We start from the raw sequence: 18,457 nt of genomic DNA on the forward strand, positions 1-18,457 counted from the left end.
ATCGGACAATGGCAAACGAATCGGGAGGCCAGCATGTTCTTCGACAATGTGGTTATCGCGGGCGTGGTAACGGTCGGGTTGATGGTGGTTTTCTTTGCCGGTCTGGGCATTTTCATCTGGAAGGACTCGCACAAGCGCAAGTCGCGCTGACCTTTCAGGTTCACGAGCACGCAAGGCATTTAGGGCGACTTCGGTCGCCTTTTTTTTGTTCCTGCTTTTCACCATACATAGATGATTAGCTAGCTAATTAAATAGCTTCGCAGTATTCTCCATTCCGTTGTCTATCGTTTAATTGCCTACACTCCGCAAGGTCCGATTCGTGCCCATCACCTTCCAGGCCCTGTTCGCACCCAATAGCGTCGCTATCAAGTTCGCCATCAAAACCCTGCTCGGGGCTGGCCTGGCACTGTGGCTGGCTATGCGCTGGGGGCTGGAGCAACCCTCATGGGCGCTGATGACCGCGTTCATCGTTGCCCAGCCGCTGTCCGGGATGGTGGTGCAGAAGGGCCTGGCACGCTTGGCCGGCACCTTGGTCGGAACTGTGATGTCAGTGGTGTTCATTGGCTTGTTCGCGCAAACGCCCTGGCTGTTTCTGATCAGCCTGGCGCTGTGGCTGGCACTGTGCACTGCGGCTTCCACGCAACTGCGCAGCGCCTGGGCTTATTCGTTTGTGCTGGCAGGCTATACGGCGGCCATCATTGCCTTGCCCGCCATCAGTCATCCTTTGCAGGTGTTCGACCAGGCCGTGGCGCGGTGTACCGAAATCTGCCTGGGTATCTGCTGTGCGACCGCCAGCAGTGCTTTGATTTGGCCGATGAGGGTCGAGCAGCAGCTTGCTGGCCAGGCGCGCCAGGCCTGGCAAAATGGCCTGCAGGCCGCCAGCGCCATGCTGGGCGGCGAGGATGAAGCGCGCAAGGGCTTGCTTGAAAGCCTTGGGCGAATCGTAGCCATCGATACCCAGCGCGAGCATGCCTGGTTCGAAGGGCCACGCGGCCGGCTGCGGGCCAAGGCCATCCGCGGGTTGAGCCAGAAACTCATGGTACTGCTGCGTATTTCCCGCTCTGTGCGCCGGCAGTGGCAGCAATTGAGTGAACACGAAGCCGAACGCCTTGCCCCCTGGCTCGAACAGCTGCGCGCGCAGTTGGCCAACGCCGAGCAGAGCGGCGCTTTGTTGCTGCGACAGCGGATTTGGGACGCCGCGCAGGATGAACAGATAAGCTCTGCCGAGCATTACTGCCTGGCGCGCATGGCCTTGTTGCTGGACTACACCATGGCTGCCACCCAGGCCCTGGACGATGTAGAGGCGGGCAGGGAGCCCAAGAATGTCGCCCAGGGCCTGGCGGTGCACCGCGATTGGTCGCTGGCTCTGCTGTTTGGCTCACGCAGCGCCCTGGCGTTTCTGACGATGAGTGGCTTTTGGCTGGCCACTGCCTGGCCGTCGGCACCTGGCGGCCTGGTGTTGACGTGCGTGGTGTGTAGCCTGTTTGCCAGCCGCGAGAATGGTGCGCAGATAGGCCTGAGTTTTTTGCGTGGGATCCTGCTGGCCATTCCCGCAGCGTTTCTGGTCGGGGAGATTCTGCTGCCACAGTGGAGTAGTTTCGCCATGCTCTGCCTGGGCATGGGCGTGCCGCTGTTTTTCGGTGCCCTGGGTATGGCGCATCCGCGTACTGGAGCAACAGCCACATCCTATTGCCTGCATTTCATCGTGCTGGTGGCGCCGCTCAACGTCATGGCGTTCAGTGTGGCTACCCTGCTCAATAATGCCTTGGCCATGTTGGTGGGGGTGGGCGCGGCGGTGTTGGCGTTTCGCTTGTTGGTGTTCCGCAACCCGGCCTGGCTCGGCCGGCGCTTGCGCGCGGCTACCCAGAGCGACTTGGTGCGCCTCACTCGACGTGATCTGCGTGGAGCCGATACCTGGTTCGGTGGACGCATGGCCGACCGCTTGATGCAATTGGCTCGGCATGCCAGCGAGCTACCGGCCACCGAGCGCAAGCGCTGGGATGACGGCCTGCATGGCTTGGACATGGGCGATGAGCTGGTGCACTTGCGTATGTGCCTTGCCGTGGCACAGGCGCCGTTGGCCGGTGCCGAGCGCGACTACCTGCAGCAAGTCGAGGCCGTGCTCGCCCAGGGGCCGGGCGCCGGGCGTGAGCAGCGCCTGGACCAGGCCAGCGAGCGATTCTTGGCGGTTTTGCAGCGGGCGCCGGCCAGCGATCCGTTGCGCCTTGCCCAGGGCGCTGTGTTGCAACTACAGAAAAGCTGGAGGCGGTGGTGCCGTGCGCAGGAGGATGCCCATGGGCTTGCGTGAATGGGAGTTTGGCGGGGTATTGCTAAGCCCGTTTCTAATTTATGTATTGGTGGCGCTAGCGCTGACAGCGGGGTTGCGCCTGCTGGTGCATGCCACGCCATTGGCGCGCTGGATCTGGCATGAAGCACTGTTCGATGCAGCGCTGTTCGTGTGTGTGCTGTACCTGGTCGTTCGCCTGATGGGGCTTTTGTAAGGAGCTATTCGATGCGTGCCGTCGTCCGTACCCTGGTGACCCTGTGCGTGGTCGCCATCGCCGTTCTGGCTGGCTACAAACTCTGGCAATACTACATGCTCACGCCTTGGACGCGCGATGCACGGGTGCGCGCTGATGTGGTGGTGATCGCCCCGGACGTGTCTGGCTGGGTGCGTGAACTCAAGGTTCAGGACAACCAGCAGGTCAAGGCAGGCGACCTGTTGATGACGATCGATCGCGAGCGCTTCCAGGCGGCGTTCGATCAGGCCAGTGCGGTGGCTGAAACCCGTACTCAGCAGTTGCACCTGCGCGAGCGTGAAGCCGCACGGCGCACGGCATTGGGCCCTGAAGCGATCAGCGCCGAGCTGCGCGAGAATGCCCAGATCAACGCCGCCATTGCCCGGGGCGAACTGCGTGAAGCCCAGGCGCAATTGCAAGTGGCCAGAATTAACCTGGCCCGTAGTGAAGTACGGGCGCCGCGCAGTGGGCACATTACCAACCTGCGCCTGGCCCAGGGCAACTACGTGAACACCGGCCAATCGGTCATGGCGCTGGTGGATGACTCGACGTTCTATATCCAGGCTTATTTCGAAGAGACCAAGTTGCCGCGCATCCGGGTGGGCGATGAGGTCAAAGTCTGGCTGATGGGGGCGGGTGAACCGATGCAGGGCCACGTGCAAAGCATCAGCCGGGGTATTACCGACAGCAATAGCAATCCCGACGGCCAGCTGCTGCCGGTGGTCGAACCGACCTTTAACTGGGTGCGGCTGGCCCAACGCATCCCGGTGCGCATCAGGCTCGACCAGATTTCTGAAGGGGTGCATCTGAGCGCCGGGATGACCGCCAGCGTGCAAGTAAATGAGGACAAGGCTGACCAGTGACTGGCAGTGCGCCGCTGGCCAGGCCGTTTGCTTGAACCTCAGAGGAACATGCCTCCAGAGACCTCCAGGCGCTGCCCGGTGATCCAGCCGTTACCGTCTTCGAGCAGCAGTGCAATGGCTGCCCCAATGTCGTTGGGCAGCCCAACCCGCCCTAGCGCAGTATTGCTGGCGATGAAGTCGTTGACCTGCTGATTGTCCCTTACCACGCCGCCACCGAAGTCTGTTTCGATGGCGCCGGGCGCGAGGATGTTGACGCGGATGCCCCGTGCACCCAATTCCTTGGCCTGGTAGCGGGTCAGTACCTCCATTGCCCCTTTCATGGCTGCATAGGCGGCGTAACCGGGTAACGCGAAACGCGCAAGACCGGACGATATGTTGACGATGCGTCCACCATCGACCAGCAGGGGTAGCATTCGCTGGGTCAGGAAGAACGGGCCCTTGAGCTGGATGTTCATCAACTGATCGAACTGCGCTTCGCTGGTCTCGCTGAAGGGCACGTTCATCCCGATGCCGGCATTGTTCACCAGGAAATCGAAGCGTTCGCGGCCAAACTGCTGTTGCAAAGTTGCACTCAGGCGCTCGGTGAAAGAGGCGAAGCTGCTGCTGTCGCTGACATCCAGTTGCAGCATGGCAGCCTTGACGCCGGCAGCTTCCAAGGCCTGTATGACCTGTCGGGCTTGTTCGGCGTTGCTGTGGTAGGTGCCGATGATGTCTATTCCGCGGGCCGCCAGATGTTCGGCAGCATTGCGTCCCAGGCCGCGACTGGCACCGGTGATAAGCGCGATTTTGCGAGTCATGACTTGTTCCTCGTGGCTGTTGAATGAACGAGAGGTTATTGATCGACCAGCAGCTGTTAAATCCTGCAAGTTCGGAAATACTGTTCGCCTGAGCCGAACAGAGGGCAGGGCATGAACAAGCTGGAACTGCTGCGTGTTTTCGTCCGCGTGAGTGAGCTACGCAGTTTTACCCTGGCCGCTGAGAGCCTCAGCCTGCCGCGCTCGACGGTGTCCGAGCAGGTCAGAGCCCTGGAAGCGCTGCTCGGCACGCGTTTGTTCAACCGCACCACCCGGCGTGTGCAAACGACTCAGGACGGGGCTTTGCTGTATGAGCGCAGCAAAGACCTGCTGTCAGGCATGGACGAGATCGAAAGCCTGTTCCGCGCTGACGATGCTGAGCTTACCGGGTGCCTTCGAGTCGATATGCCGACGATGATGGCGCGGCGTGTGATCATCCCTGCTTTGCCAGCATTCCTGTCGCGGTTTCCCAGGCTTGAGGTCGAGATCAGCTGTACCGACCGCCAGGTCGATCTGCTGAGGGAGGGTTTCGATTGCGTGATGCGTATCGGCGCGCTCAGTGACCTGGATGTGGTGGCGCGCCCGATCGGCCAGTTGAGCATGCGCAATTGCGCCAGCCCCGATTATCTCGCCCATTTCGGTGTTCCGCAGAGCCTGGATGACCTGGCAGAGCACCGCCTGGTGCACTATGTGCGCAATTTGGGGGCTCGCAGTTCAGGCTTTGAATACCTGCAAGCCGGCCAAGTACGCTACCAGGCCATGGCTGGTGTGGTCACGGTCAACAATGCCGAGGCTTACTCGGCAGCCTGCCTTGCAGGCCTGGGTCTGATCCAGGTGCCGGGGGTTGGCGTTGAGCATCATTTGGCGAGCGGGCAGCTGATCGAGGTGATGCAGTGTTGGCGAGCTCAGGCCATGCCAGTGTCGTTGTTGTATGCTCGTCAGCGCCACGTGCCGCGGCGCGTTCAGGCATTCATGGGCTGGCTGGGCGAGCTGTTGGCCTCGCAAGTCGACGCTGTTTCGCAGGAACGCTAGCATGGTGTACAACGCATTTAGGCTGCGGCTCAGCCGTCACCGGCGGGCACTGCTTGGGTATTTTGCAGCAGATCTTCGAGGCCGGCCTTTTCCAGCGGCCTACTGAGATAGAACCCTTGCACTTCGTGGCAGCGATCGCTCTGCAGGGCCCGCAGTTGTTGCTCGGTCTCGACGCCTTCGGCGGTGACCGTCAGCCCCATCGCCTCGCCCAGGTTGATGATCGCCTGCACTACCGCGCGATCGTTACCGCTGGGGTTGGTAAGCCCGGCGATGAAGCGCTTGTCGATTTTGATGCTGTCGAATGGGTAGGTGCGCAGATAGCCCAATGAGGAATACCCTGTACCGAAGTCATCCATGTTCAGCCGTACCCCCAATTCTTTGAGCGCGAGCATGGTGCCCAAGGCACCCTCTATGTCGTTGAGCATTACGTTTTCGGTAATCTCCAGTTCCAGCCGCTGCGCAGGGAAGGAGGTTTGCAGAAGGATATCCCGCACATCTGCCACGACATCGCTGCGCAAGAACTGCGCAGGCGACAGGTTGACCGAAACCAGCAGGTGAGCCGGCCAGCCCAGCGCGGTGCGGCAGGCTTCGTGCAGTACCCAGCGGCCCAGGGAGACGATCAGTTCGCTCTGCTCGGCAAGGGGAATGAAGGTATCAGGAGCCAGCAAACCCTCTTGTGGATGCTGCCAGCGCAGCAAGGCTTCGCATGAGGCGATGCGCAAGTCGCTCAGGCAGTAGCGTGGCTGATAATGCAGGACGAACTCATTGTTCTTCAGCGCACGGCGCAGGTCGTTTTCCAGTTTGCGTCGGTACTGGATCTGCTGGTTCATATGAGCCGCAAAGTAGCGCCAGGTGCCTTTGCCATCTGCCTTGGCCTGGTACAGGGCTATATCGGCGCAGCGGATCAGTTCCCCGGCATCCAACCCCTCGCTACGTGTTTGCGCGATGCCAAGGCTGGCGCCGATATGAAGCGCCTGGTTCTCATACCAGATGGGTTGCTGCAGCAGATCGATCAACCGCCGGCACAGGCGGTCGATCTCGCTTCGGTTGTCGATGCCTTGCAGCACCAGGACGAATTCGTCAGCGCCCAGGCGTGCCACCAGGTCAACGTCGCGGGTGGTGTCGCGCAGGCGTGCGGCCACCTCCTGCAGCACTGCATCGCCGGCTGCGTGGCCCAGTGAGTCGTTGATGGCTTTGAAGTTGTCCAGGTCGATGAGCAGCAAGGTCAGTGGCGGCGAGTCGCTACCGCGCGTCAGCGCCAGCTCCAGATGTCGGGCCAGCTTGTTGCGGTTGGCAAGGCCGGTCAGTGGGTCGTGCAGCGACAGGTGCTGAATGCGTGCATGGGCCTCGACTTCGTCGGTAATGTCGCTGGCAGTACCTCGAAAGCCCACTAGCTCCCCACCGAGCTCAATTGCTCTGGCCGATAAACGACAATAGCGGCTCATGCCCTTGTGATCCCGATAGACGCAACGCAAGTTTGCCGGTTGTTCGCCTTCGCTACCGACCTGCCCATCGAGCCAGGCTGACAAGGGCGTGGTTTCACAACTGAGCAGTTGATTCAACGGCTGGCCAAGCCAGACTTCTATCGGGTCAGCGGTCACACTGACGAAACGCTGGGACAAGTACGTGAGCCTTTGTTGTCGGTCAGTTTCCCAGATCCAGTCAGACGTCGCCTCCGCCACTTCGCGAAAGCGTTGCTCGCTGGCTTCCAGCGCCAGGTTGCTCTGTTGCAGGCGTTCAACACTAAGATCGATGGCCCGGGAGCTGCGCAACGCATGGCGAAACAGGTAGAGCATGACCAGGCCAAGTACCGTCAGCACACCCAGCAACGGTGGCAGCACGGCCCATAGCAGCTGCCTGCCAGGTAGCGGGCTGATCCAGGCCAAACGATAGCCGGTGTCGCCCAGTGGCACGTGTTGATGGCCGATGTCGTGTTCTTCGGTCTTTTCGACATGCATACCTGCAAGGCCAGCGCGCTGCCCCAACTGGGCCAGCTTAGCTTCGGTGAGCTGGTCGACGAACAGCATCACAGGGGCCTGGCGCACCTGCGCTTCGGTGACCTGACTGTCAGGGTGTATGACAGCGGCGCTGAGTATGGCTGGCCAATGATTCAAGAGAACGAAATGGCTCACATGTTCGCGGGCGCTGGCGGCTGCTCGCGCAGCGGCGATGATCTGCGGCAGGGGAGCATCGATCAGGCTGCCCGCAGCGGCTTCGATCATTGCGCCTTTGAATAGCCCATAGGTGGTGCGCTGGTCGTTGACCACGAAGACGCCCTCATAGCCATTGACGCTGTACAGCGATTCCCCAAGGTTCTTTTCTGTATAGGCCCATTGCCGGTCAACTTCGCCCGACAGGTGCGCGGCGGCGTCGTCCCACACTGCATAGCTGTACAGATAATCGCTTGAAGCCTGCAAGCGTTGTTCCAGCGCTTGGGTGACATGGAATGCACTGCGCTGCTGCTCTTGCTGATCGAGAGTGGCGGCAATATTGAACAAAGCGCCCAGGGTGACCAGGCATGCCAGGCCGAAGACCACGCAGAAAACCGTGATGAGCCGGCGGATCTGAACGCGTGGGGGAGGGGGGGCGGTCCTGGCCATGCGCGCGCGACTCCTTGATGACTACAGGCCCCCGCCTAGGCAGCAGCAAGGCATTTCAATCAGGATAGGCCAGCCTCAGCGGGGTGGGTTCGTCCTGGGCAAAATTGACCCGGTCGCGCCCACGATGCTTGGCACTGTACAGCGCCTTGTCAGCCTGTTCCAGCCAGTGCTCGGGAGACTGCAGGCCGGCGTTGAACGGGGCGATGCCGATGCTCAGGCTGATGCGCAGATGCGGCAACGCTGGGTTGCGGTAGCTGGCGACATCTTCGCGCAACCGCTCCATGGCCTGCCAGGCCTGCGCCTCACCGGCAGCGGTCAGTATCACGCAGAACTCATCACCGCCATAACGGCCAGCCCTGTCGGCATCACGCAGGTTGCGCTTGAGTGCTTCACTTATCTGGCGCAGTACGCAATCACCTACCACATGGCCGAAAGTGTCATTGATGGATTTGAAATGATCGATGTCGATCAACGCTACCATGCTGGGTAACTGCTGCTGCCGGCATGTCTCGAACCTGATCAGCAGCAGGTCTTTCCAGGCCCCGTGGTTCAGCAGGCCTGTGAGGCTGTCGGTCAAGCTCAGGGCGCTGAGGCGGCGTTTGTGCTCGGCCAATTTGATCGCCAGGTAGTAACAGACCCCGCCCAGAGCCATCGGATACAGCGTGAGCATCGGCAGGCAGGCATAGATCTGTAATGGCGTGGTATGCAACTGCAGCCCGGTGCCCAGCAGGGCACTGCCCACTAGGATACCCGTCACTTGAGCGATGAAGCCACGAACGATCAAGCGCTTGCCGCCTGCGGCCACGTTGTTCATGGTCATCATCGACAATACCGTCACGCTTGGCAGGGGGTTGAAGTGCATAGCGGCGGCCCAGAAGCCGCCCGTCAGCGAGTCCAGCACCAGGTTGCGTTGTTCTGCCTGATAAGGGGAGGCCGAACGCGAAGCCCAGCGGTAAGCGACATGGGGCCACAGCAAACCGTTGATCAACATCAACAGCCAGACCCAGGGCGGTGGCGAGAGCGGCGCTACGGCGGCGGCTACGCACAACAGGCCCATGGCCATCCCGAGGATGCGTGGCAGGTAGATACGCTTGACGAATGAAAGTCCTTTGCCGCTGCGATTATCCATCATGGTCATGCTCTTCTGCCGGGGTGCCGTTTATCGCATAAATGCGGTGAATATTGTCGTGCAGCGTCGGGTAGATGAAAAATGACCTTACAAGCCAATTCACGGTTGATGTGACTCCAGTGGGGTAGCATGAAGCCTTTCTTCTTGCTTGGAGTGATGCTGCTAATGGCTCCCATGGCTAACCCTGGCGACCAGTCGGCGCCGCAGCGGGACGGACGTTTCCACAATCAGGCCAGCCTGCCCCAGGATGGCGTGCTGAAGAAACTACGCATCGGTTTGAAGTACCTGCTTCTGCGCAAACCACCGCAAACTCGGCCGGCGGGACCGATCAGCCTGCAACCCATGACTCGCCAAGAGGTACTCGAGGCCCCAGACCGCAGCCTCTGGCGCCTAGGGCATTCCACAGTGTTGCTGAAGTTGCGCGGGCACTATTTCATCACCGACCCGGTCTTCGCCGAGCGCGCCTCGCCTGTGCAATGGGCAGGGCCCCAGCGGTTCCATGCCCCGCCCCTGGCGCTCGATGATTTACCGCCCCTGGCAGCGGTCATTCTGTCCCATGACCACTTCGACCACCTCGATGAACAGGCGATCCGGTGTTTGGCCCCGCGCACTCGGCAATTTCTGACGCCGCTGGGTGTGGGAGATCGCCTGATCGGGTGGGGTGTGCCCGCAGTTCAAGTCACGCAACTGGACTGGTGGCAGGAAACCGAGATTGAGGGGATACGCTTTGTCGCCACACCCGCACAGCACTTTTCTGGGCGCGGGCTGTTCGACAGCAACCGCACCTTGTGGGCGTCCTGGGTGCTGATAGACCAACAGACTCGCGTGTTCTTCAGTGGTGATACCGGTTATTTCCCAGGTTTCGCGCAAATCGGCGAGCGATTCGGCCCGTTCGACCTGACCTTGATAGAGACCGGCGCCTACAACCAGGCCTGGCCAAACGTGCACATGCAGCCGGAACAGAGCCTGCAGGCGCACCTGGATTTGCGCGGGCGCTGGATGCTACCGATTCATAACGGCACCTTCGATCTTGCCATCCATGGGTGGCAAGAGCCGTTCGAGCGCATCGTTGCCCTGGCCGGTGCTGCGCAGGTACGCCTGAGCACACCGCTAATGGGAGAGCGGTTGAGCATCGATTCGCCCCACGAGGGGCAGAACTGGTGGCAGCCCAACCCAGTGCCTCGGCGCGGCCGGAACGCGGAGCCGGAGCTGCTGGCACGCTGAATTCAATCGCGGCGTTTCTCCTGCTTGGCTGGCGGTTCTGGCGGGGTGCCGCTTTCGCTGCGCACCTGGGCATGGCTGATCAGGGCGAAGATACAGCTCCCGCCGATGATGTTACCGGCCAGGGTCGGCAAGGCGAAGGTGAACAAGAAGTTGCGCCAGGTTTCCTCGCCAGCCCACACCAGATAGGAGACTTCGGCTGAGCCAACGACGATGTGAGTAAAGTCACCCAACGCCATCAGGTAGGTGATCATGATGATGATCCAGACCTTGGCGCTTTCCATGGACGGTATCATCCAGACCATGGTGGCGATCATCCAGCCCGAGATGATGCCTTTGGCAAACATCTGGCTGATGTCGTTTTCCATCACCTTGCGGCCTACCTCCAGAAATGCCTCGTCGGTCTTGCTGTCGAAGATCGGCAGCTCGAGCATCACCCAGGCAACCAGTAGCGTGCCTACCAGATTACCCAGCAGCACAACCCCCCAAAGGCGCAGTAGGCGCCCGAAGTTGGCCAGGGTTGGAGTGGTCATGACGGGCAGTACGGCGGTAATGGTGTTTTCGGTGAACAGCTGCTGGCGTGCGAGGATCACTGCCAGAAAACCTGCGCTGTAGCCGAGGCTGGCGATAACCTGAGCGCTTTCGCCCTCGGGAAGGCGGGAATAAAGCAAGCCCATGGCCATCAATGACAGGCCCATCGTCAAACCTGCGGCCAAGGCCGACCACCACAGTGCCCCCAATGTGCGCTCCAGTTCATGATCGCCCTGGAAACGAATGGTTTCGTGCAGCACGGCCGCTCTTGGTGGCTGATTATCACTGATCTCCTTTTCTTCATCTGCCGACAGGCCAGGGGTTTTCTCGCTTTCTACGTCGCTCATTGCCGCTTCGCTCCACGGGTGGGTTTCTCTACAGAGCGATACTTGATGCATTTAGTTGCCAGAGCCCTGTGATGAAGAAACGAAGTTTTTTCAGTGCAAGGTGTTGACTCTGATTTCAAAGGGCGTATTATTCGCCTCCTCGCAGCGTTGAACGCAGCGAGGCAAGCGGTAAGTTGTTGAAGTAGAACGGTTTTGAGAAAAACGGCTCGCAAAAAAACTTCAAAATAAACGCTTGACAGCAAATGAGGAAAGCGTAGAATGCGCGCCTCGGTTGAGACGAAACGCTCTTAACCAAACGCTCTTTAACAAATCGAATCAAGCAATTCGTGTGGGTGCTTGTGAGTACGGACTGATAGTCACAAAGATTATCAGCATCACAAGTGACCATGCGAGAAATCACATAGTCATTTGAGATTGCTGAGCCAAGTTTAGGGTTTCTTAAAAACCCAAGCAGTATTGAACTGAAGAGTTTGATCATGGCTCAGATTGAACGCTGGCGGCAGGCCTAACACATGCAAGTCGAGCGGATGACGGGAGCTTGCTCCTTGATTCAGCGGCGGACGGGTGAGTAATGCCTAGGAATCTGCCTGGTAGTGGGGGACAACGTTTCGAAAGGAACGCTAATACCGCATACGTCCTACGGGAGAAAGCAGGGGACCTTCGGGCCTTGCGCTATCAGATGAGCCTAGGTCGGATTAGCTAGTTGGTGAGGTAATGGCTCACCAAGGCGACGATCCGTAACTGGTCTGAGAGGATGATCAGTCACACTGGAACTGAGACACGGTCCAGACTCCTACGGGAGGCAGCAGTGGGGAATATTGGACAATGGGCGAAAGCCTGATCCAGCCATGCCGCGTGTGTGAAGAAGGTCTTCGGATTGTAAAGCACTTTAAGTTGGGAGGAAGGGCAGTAAGCTAATACCTTGCTGTTTTGACGTTACCGACAGAATAAGCACCGGCTAACTCTGTGCCAGCAGCCGCGGTAATACAGAGGGTGCAAGCGTTAATCGGAATTACTGGGCGTAAAGCGCGCGTAGGTGGTTTGTTAAGTTGGATGTGAAAGCCCCGGGCTCAACCTGGGAACTGCATCCAAAACTGGCAAGCTAGAGTACGGTAGAGGGTGGTGGAATTTCCTGTGTAGCGGTGAAATGCGTAGATATAGGAAGGAACACCAGTGGCGAAGGCGACCACCTGGACTGATACTGACACTGAGGTGCGAAAGCGTGGGGAGCAAACAGGATTAGATACCCTGGTAGTCCACGCCGTAAACGATGTCAACTAGCCGTTGGAATCCTTGAGATTTTAGTGGCGCAGCTAACGCATTAAGTTGACCGCCTGGGGAGTACGGCCGCAAGGTTAAAACTCAAATGAATTGACGGGGGCCCGCACAAGCGGTGGAGCATGTGGTTTAATTCGAAGCAACGCGAAGAACCTTACCAGGCCTTGACATGCAGAGAACTTTCCAGAGATGGATTGGTGCCTTCGGGAACTCTGACACAGGTGCTGCATGGCTGTCGTCAGCTCGTGTCGTGAGATGTTGGGTTAAGTCCCGTAACGAGCGCAACCCTTGTCCTTAGTTACCAGCACGTTATGGTGGGCACTCTAAGGAGACTGCCGGTGACAAACCGGAGGAAGGTGGGGATGACGTCAAGTCATCATGGCCCTTACGGCCTGGGCTACACACGTGCTACAATGGTCGGTACAGAGGGTTGCCAAGCCGCGAGGTGGAGCTAATCTCACAAAACCGATCGTAGTCCGGATCGCAGTCTGCAACTCGACTGCGTGAAGTCGGAATCGCTAGTAATCGCGAATCAGAATGTCGCGGTGAATACGTTCCCGGGCCTTGTACACACCGCCCGTCACACCATGGGAGTGGGTTGCACCAGAAGTAGCTAGTCTAACCTTCGGGAGGACGGTTACCACGGTGTGATTCATGACTGGGGTGAAGTCGTAACAAGGTAGCCGTAGGGGAACCTGCGGCTGGATCACCTCCTTAATCGACGACATCAGCCTGCTGATGAGCTCCCACACGAATTGCTTGATTCATGGTTGAAGACGTTGCACCTGATCGAATTCAGAAATGAACATTCGCGTCGAATGTTGATTTCTGACTTTGTCAGATCGTTCTTTAAAAATTCGGATATGTGATAGATATAGACTGATAGCCAGTTTCACTGCTGGGTATCAGGCTAAGGTAAAATTTGTGAGTTCTGCGCGTAAGCGCAACATGCGAATTTTCGGCGAATGTCGTCTTCACAGTATAACCAGATTGCTTGGGGTTATATGGTCAAGTGAAGAAGCGCATACGGTGGATGCCTTGGCAGTCAGAGGCGATGAAAGACGTGGTAGCCTGCGATAAGCTTTGGGGAGTCGGCAAACAGACTGTGATCCAGAGATCTCTGAATGGGGGAACCCACTCAGCATAAGCTGAGTATCTTGTACTGAATACATAGGTGCAAGAGGCGAACCAGGGGAACTGAAACATCTAAGTACCCTGAGGAAAAGAAATCAACCGAGATTCCCTTAGTAGTGGCGAGCGAACGGGGACCAGCCCTTAAGTTGGTTTGAGATTAGTGGAACGCTCTGGAAAGTGCGGCCATAGTGGGTGATAGCCCCGTACACGAAAGTCTCTTATCAATGAAATCGAGTAGGACGGAGCACGAGAAACTTTGTCTGAACATGGGGGGACCATCCTCCAAGGCTAAATACTACTGACTGACCGATAGTGAACCAGTACCGTGAGGGAAAGGCGAAAAGAACCCCGGAGAGGGGAGTGAAATAGAACCTGAAACCGTATGCGTACAAGCAGTGGGAGCCTACTTTGTTAGGTGACTGCGTACCTTTTGTATAATGGGTCAGCGACTTATATTCAGTGGCGAGCTTAACCGAATAGGGGAGGCGTAGCGAAAGCGAGTCTTAATAGGGCGTTTAGTCGCTGGGTATAGACCCGAAACCGGGCGATCTATCCATGGGCAGGTTGAAGGTTAGGTAACACTGACTGGAGGACCGAACCGACTACCGTTGAAAAGTTAGCGGATGACCTGTGGATCGGAGTGAAAGGCTAATCAAGCTCGGAGATAGCTGGTTCTCCTCGAAAGCTATTTAGGTAGCGCCTCATGTATCACTGTAGGGGGTAGAGCACTGTTTCGGCTAGGGGGTCATCCCGACTTACCAAACCGATGCAAACTCCGAATACCTACAAGTGCCGAGCATGGGAGACACACGGCGGGTGCTAACGTCCGTCGTGAAAAGGGAAACAACCCAGACCGTCAGCTAAGGTCCCAAAGTCATGGTTAAGTGGGAAACGATGTGGGAAGGCTTAGACAGCTAGGAGGTTGGCTTAGAAGCAGCCATCCTTTAAAGAAAGCGTAATAGCTCACTAGTCGAGTCGGCCTGCGCGGAAGATGTAACGGGGCTCAAACCATGCACCGAAGCTACGGGTATCACCTTTGGTGATGCGGTAGAGGAGCGTTCTGTAAGCCTGTGAAGGTGAGTTGAGAAGCTTGCTGGAGGTATCAGAAGTGCGAATGCTGACATGAGTAACGACAATGCGAGTGAAAAACTCGCACGCCGAAAGACCAAGGTTTCCTGCGCAACGTTAATCGACGCAGGGTTAGTCGGTCCCTAAGGCGAGGCTGAAAAGCGTAGTCGATGGAAAACAGGTTAATATTCCTGTACTTCCAGTTATTGCGATGGAGGGACGGAGAAGGCTAGGCCAGCTTGGCGTTGGTTGTCCAAGTTTAAGGTGGTAGGCTGAGATCTTAGGCAAATCCGGGATCTTAAGGCCGAGAGCTGATGACGAGTGCTCTTTAGAGCGCGAAGTGGTTGATGCCATGCTTCCAAGAAAAGCTCCTAAGCTTCAGATAACTGGGAACCGTACCCCAAACCGACACAGGTGGTTAGGTAGAGAATACCAAGGCGCTTGAGAGAACTCGGGTGAAGGAACTAGGCAAAATGGCACCGTAACTTCGGGAGAAGGTGCGCCGGCGAGGGTGAAGGACTTGCTCCGTAAGCCCATGCCGGTCGAAGATACCAGGCCGCTGCGACTGTTTATTAAAAACACAGCACTCTGCAAACACGAAAGTGGACGTATAGGGTGTGACGCCTGCCCGGTGCCGGAAGGTTAATTGATGGGGTTAGCGCAAGCGAAGCTCTTGATCGAAGCCCCGGTAAACGGCGGCCGTAACTATAACGGTCCTAAGGTAGCGAAATTCCTTGTCGGGTAAGTTCCGACCTGCACGAATGGCGTAACGATGGCGGCGCTGTCTCCACCCGAGACTCAGTGAAATTGAAATCGCTGTGAAGATGCAGTGTATCCGCGGCTAGACGGAAAGACCCCGTGAACCTTTACTATAGCTTTGCACTGGACTTTGAATTTGCTTGTGTAGGATAGGTGGGAGGCTTTGAAGTGGGGACGCCAGTTCTCATGGAGCCATCCTTGAAATACCACCCTGGCAACTTTGAGGTTCTAACTCAGGTCCGTTATCCGGATCGAGGACAGTGTATGGTGGGTAGTTTGACTGGGGCGGTCTCCTCCCAAAGAGTAACGGAGGAGTACGAAGGTGCGCTCAGACCGGTCGGAAATCGGTCGTAGAGTATAAAGGCAAAAGCGCGCTTGACTGCGAGACAAACACGTCGAGCAGGTACGAAAGTAGGTCTTAGTGATCCGGTGGTTCTGTATGGAAGGGCCATCGCTCAACGGATAAAAGGTACTCCGGGGATAACAGGCTGATACCGCCCAAGAGTTCATATCGACGGCGGTGTTTGGCACCTCGATGTCGGCTCATCACATCCTGGGGCTGAAGCCGGTCCCAAGGGTATGGCTGTTCGCCATTTAAAGTGGTACGCGAGCTGGGTTTAGAACGTCGTGAGACAGTTCGGTCCCTATCTGCCGTGGACGTTTGAGATTTGAGAGGGGCTGCTCCTAGTACGAGAGGACCGGAGTGGACGAACCTCTGGTGTTCCGGTTGTCACGCCAGTGGCATTGCCGGGTAGCTATGTTCGGAAGAGATAACCGCTGAAAGCATCTAAGCGGGAAACTTGCCTCAAGATGAGATCTCACTGGGATCTTGAATCCCCTAAAGGGCCGTCGAAGACTACGACGTTGATAGGTTGGGTGTGTAAGCGCTGTGAGGCGTTGAGCTAACCAATACTAATTGCCCGTGAGGCTTGACCATATAACACCCAAGCAATCTGCAACGCAGATTGTGGTGGTGAAGACGAAAGACCCGAAAATTCGTAACATCACAAATCGCATATCCGAATTCGCTGGGCTGTCCAACAGGACATTCTGGCTACAGAATTTCTTGACGACCATAGAGCATTGGAACCACCTGATCCCATCCCGAACTCAGTAGTGAAACGATGCATCGCCGATGGTAGTGTGGGGTTTCCCCATGTGAGAGTAGGTCATCGTCAAGATTCATTTCGCAAAACCCCTATCTGCGCATGCAGGTAGGGGTTTTGTCTTTTCTGGCTTTTGCTGATTGCGTATTGATAATGCGGCGCTTTGACGCTGCAAGCAAAGGTCATTTGTCTGTATCCTCCTGTGCGCCCCGTTAGTGGGGTGAGATAATATTTCTCGCAATTAAACGTGACTTGTTCGCGCTTAGGCTGCGTCAAGACTTAAGTTCGGGGCAATCCTGGCCCCCGAACCGAGCGATGCCAGCGTACCGTGCTGCGCATTTCTGGACGATTAACGTCCGATCACTTGAGGTTACAAGCAAGATGGCCAAGGCCGCCGATGTCGTTGTGCAATGCCTGGAAAACGAAGGTGTCGAGTATGTGTTCGGCATTCCTGGTGAGGAAAACCTCGACCTGCTGGAATCCCTGCGCAAGTCGAAGATCAAGCTGGTACTGACCCGCCATGAGCAGTCCGCAGGTTTCATGGCCGCCACCTATGGTCGCCTGACCGGCAAGACTGGCGTCAGCCTGTCGACCCTGGGCCCTGGCGCGACCAACCTGGTAACCGCCAGTGCCTATGCCTATCTGGGCGGCATGCCGATGATGATGATCACCGGCCAAAAGCCGATCAAGAAGTCCAAACAGGGCCGCTTCCAGATCATCGACGTGTGCGGCATGATGGACCCCATCACCAAGTACACCCACCAGTTCGCTTCGGCCGACAACATCCCGGCACGTATGCGCGAAGCATTCCGTCTGGCTGAGGAAGAAAAACCGGGCGCGGTACACTTGGAGCTGCCTGAAGACATCGCCGCCGAGCAAACCGACGCGCTGCCGATCCCGCGCAGCCTGCACCGCCGTCCGCTGGCCGAGCACGTGGCCATCGAAGCTGCGGTAGAAAAACTGCAAAAAGCTCGCAGCCCGATTCTAGTGATCGGCGCCGGCGCCAACCGCAAGATGACCGCCAAGGTCCTCAAGCAGTTGATCGACAAGACCGGTATCCCGTTCATCACCACGCAGATGGGCAAGGGTGTGGTCGACGAACGCCACCCGCGCTTCCTCGGCAACGCCGCGCTGTCCTCCGGTGATTTCGTCCACCGCGCCATTGAAGCGGCCGACCTGATCATCAACATCGGCCACGACGTGATCGAGAAGCCACCATTCTTCATGGTCCGTGGCGGCACCGAAGTCATCCACATCAGCTTCCGTTCCGCCGAAGTCGACGCGGTTTACTTCCCACAAGTGGAGGTGATCGGTGACATCGCCAACGCTGTATGGCAGATCAGCGAAGCCCTGACCGACACCGCTCACTGGGACTTCACCCGCCTGATGGCCATCCGTGAGGCCAACGAAGCTCAAATCGCCGAAGGCGCCGATGACGATCGCTTCCCGGTCTACCCGCAGCGCCTGGTTGCGGATATCCGCCGCGTGCTGCCATCCGAAGGCATCGTCGCCTTGGATAACGGTATCTACAAGATCTGGTTCGCTCGTAACTACAAGGCGCACAAGCCCAACACCGTGCTGCTGGACAACGCCCTGGCGACCATGGGCGCTGGCTTGCCATCGGCCATGGCCTCGCATCTGGTTTACCCGGATCGCCCGGTAATCTCGGTATGCGGTGACGGCGGCTTCATGATGAACAGCCAGGAACTGGAAACCGCAGTGCGTCTGGGCATGCATATCACCGTCGTGATCCTGCGTGACGATGGCTACGGCATGATTCGCTGGAAGCAGGCCAACATGGGCTTCACCGATTTCGGTCTGGACTATGGCAACCCGGACTTCGTCAAGTACGCCGAAGCCTACGGTGCCAATGGCCACCGCGTGGAAAGCGCCGAGGGTCTGCTGCCGCTGCTGGAGCACTGCATCAAGACCCCAGGTGTCCATGTGATCGACTGCCCTGTCGACTACAGCGAGAATGACCGCATCCTCAACAGCGAACTGCGTGAGCGCGCGCTGGCGGTTTAAGCTGTAACGGCCCTTCTCACGGGCAAGACTGCTCCAACGGAAACTGGAGCG

11 protein-coding genes and 3 rRNA genes are annotated in these 18,457 nt (G+C 57.8%); 10 read left to right on the top strand and 4 right to left on the bottom strand.

What is annotated here, in order from left to right; all coding sequences use genetic code 11:
• Positions 1-33: 33 nt before the first annotated feature.
• The 4 genes from ccoM to HU725_RS05430 all read left to right on the top strand — a co-directional run bounded on the left by ccoM (position 34) and on the right by HU725_RS05430 (position 3,382).
• Entirely contained in the window at positions 34-150 is a 117-nt protein-coding gene (gene ccoM / locus HU725_RS23000; RefSeq protein ID WP_060477799.1) for a cytochrome c oxidase subunit CcoM, read from the top strand.
• 169 nt (positions 151-319) lie between these two features.
• Positions 320-2,308, top strand: a complete 1,989-nt coding sequence (locus HU725_RS05420) for an FUSC family protein (RefSeq protein WP_186477618.1) — start codon at positions 320-322, stop codon at positions 2,306-2,308.
• Positions 2,295-2,501, top strand: a complete 207-nt coding sequence (locus HU725_RS05425) for a DUF1656 domain-containing protein (protein WP_060477797.1) — start codon at positions 2,295-2,297, stop codon at positions 2,499-2,501. Before HU725_RS05420 ends, HU725_RS05425 begins: the two co-directional genes overlap by 14 nt.
• 11 nt (positions 2,502-2,512) lie before the next feature.
• A complete protein-coding gene (locus tag HU725_RS05430; protein WP_186477619.1) occupies positions 2,513-3,382 on the top strand; it encodes an efflux RND transporter periplasmic adaptor subunit in 870 nt (289 codons plus the stop codon).
• A gap of 38 nt (positions 3,383-3,420) precedes the next feature.
• Here the strand turns inward: HU725_RS05430 and HU725_RS05435 are convergent, their stop codons facing one another.
• A complete protein-coding gene (locus HU725_RS05435) occupies positions 3,421-4,179 on the bottom strand; it encodes an SDR family NAD(P)-dependent oxidoreductase (protein WP_186477620.1) in 759 nt (252 codons plus the stop codon).
• Between the two features lie 111 nt (positions 4,180-4,290).
• On the opposite strand from HU725_RS05435, the gene HU725_RS05440 reads away from it, so the two are divergent.
• On the top strand, positions 4,291-5,208 hold the full coding sequence (locus HU725_RS05440) for a LysR family transcriptional regulator (protein WP_186477621.1): 918 nt from the start codon (positions 4,291-4,293) through the stop codon (positions 5,206-5,208).
• 29 nt (positions 5,209-5,237) lie between these two features.
• Here HU725_RS05440 and HU725_RS05445 read toward each other — a convergent pair whose 3' ends face one another.
• Together HU725_RS05445 and HU725_RS05450 are read right to left on the bottom strand one after the other, a co-directional pair.
• The gene (locus tag HU725_RS05445; RefSeq protein WP_186477622.1) at positions 5,238-7,808 is read right to left on the bottom strand and encodes a bifunctional diguanylate cyclase/phosphodiesterase; all 2,571 of its coding nucleotides are present in this window, start codon (positions 7,806-7,808) and stop codon (positions 5,238-5,240) included.
• A 55-nt stretch (positions 7,809-7,863) separates the two neighbouring features.
• Positions 7,864-8,946, bottom strand: coding sequence for a diguanylate cyclase (locus HU725_RS05450; RefSeq protein WP_186477623.1), 1,083 nt, complete (start codon positions 8,944-8,946; stop codon positions 7,864-7,866).
• Positions 8,947-9,066: 120 nt separating this feature from the next.
• Between HU725_RS05450 and HU725_RS05455 the strand changes: the two genes are divergently transcribed.
• Positions 9,067-10,161, top strand: coding sequence for an MBL fold metallo-hydrolase (locus HU725_RS05455; protein WP_186477624.1), 1,095 nt, complete (start codon positions 9,067-9,069; stop codon positions 10,159-10,161).
• A gap of 2 nt (positions 10,162-10,163) precedes the next feature.
• Here the strand turns inward: HU725_RS05455 and HU725_RS05460 are convergent, their stop codons facing one another.
• Positions 10,164-11,036, bottom strand: a complete 873-nt coding sequence (locus tag HU725_RS05460; protein ID WP_186477625.1) for a formate/nitrite transporter family protein — start codon at positions 11,034-11,036, stop codon at positions 10,164-10,166.
• Positions 11,037-11,494: 458 nt separating this feature from the next.
• Between HU725_RS05460 and HU725_RS05465 the strand changes: the two genes are divergently transcribed.
• The 4 genes from HU725_RS05465 to HU725_RS05480 all read left to right on the top strand — a co-directional run bounded on the left by HU725_RS05465 (position 11,495) and on the right by HU725_RS05480 (position 18,406).
• Positions 11,495-13,031: ribosomal RNA gene (locus tag HU725_RS05465) — 16S ribosomal RNA — on the top strand.
• A gap of 289 nt (positions 13,032-13,320) precedes the next feature.
• Positions 13,321-16,212: ribosomal RNA gene (locus HU725_RS05470) — 23S ribosomal RNA — on the top strand.
• 128 nt (positions 16,213-16,340) lie between these two features.
• Positions 16,341-16,456 (top strand): 5S ribosomal RNA (rrf, locus tag HU725_RS05475).
• Together the 16S, 23S and 5S rRNA genes form the textbook arrangement of a ribosomal RNA operon.
• Before the next feature lie 306 nt (positions 16,457-16,762).
• Positions 16,763-18,406, top strand: a complete 1,644-nt coding sequence (locus HU725_RS05480) for an acetolactate synthase large subunit (RefSeq protein ID WP_060480237.1) — start codon at positions 16,763-16,765, stop codon at positions 18,404-18,406.
• Positions 18,407-18,457 lie beyond the last annotated feature (51 nt).

It is taken from the genome of Pseudomonas promysalinigenes, from assembly GCF_014269025.2.
GTDB classification, from domain to species: Bacteria; Pseudomonadota; Gammaproteobacteria; order Pseudomonadales; family Pseudomonadaceae; genus Aquipseudomonas; species Aquipseudomonas promysalinigenes.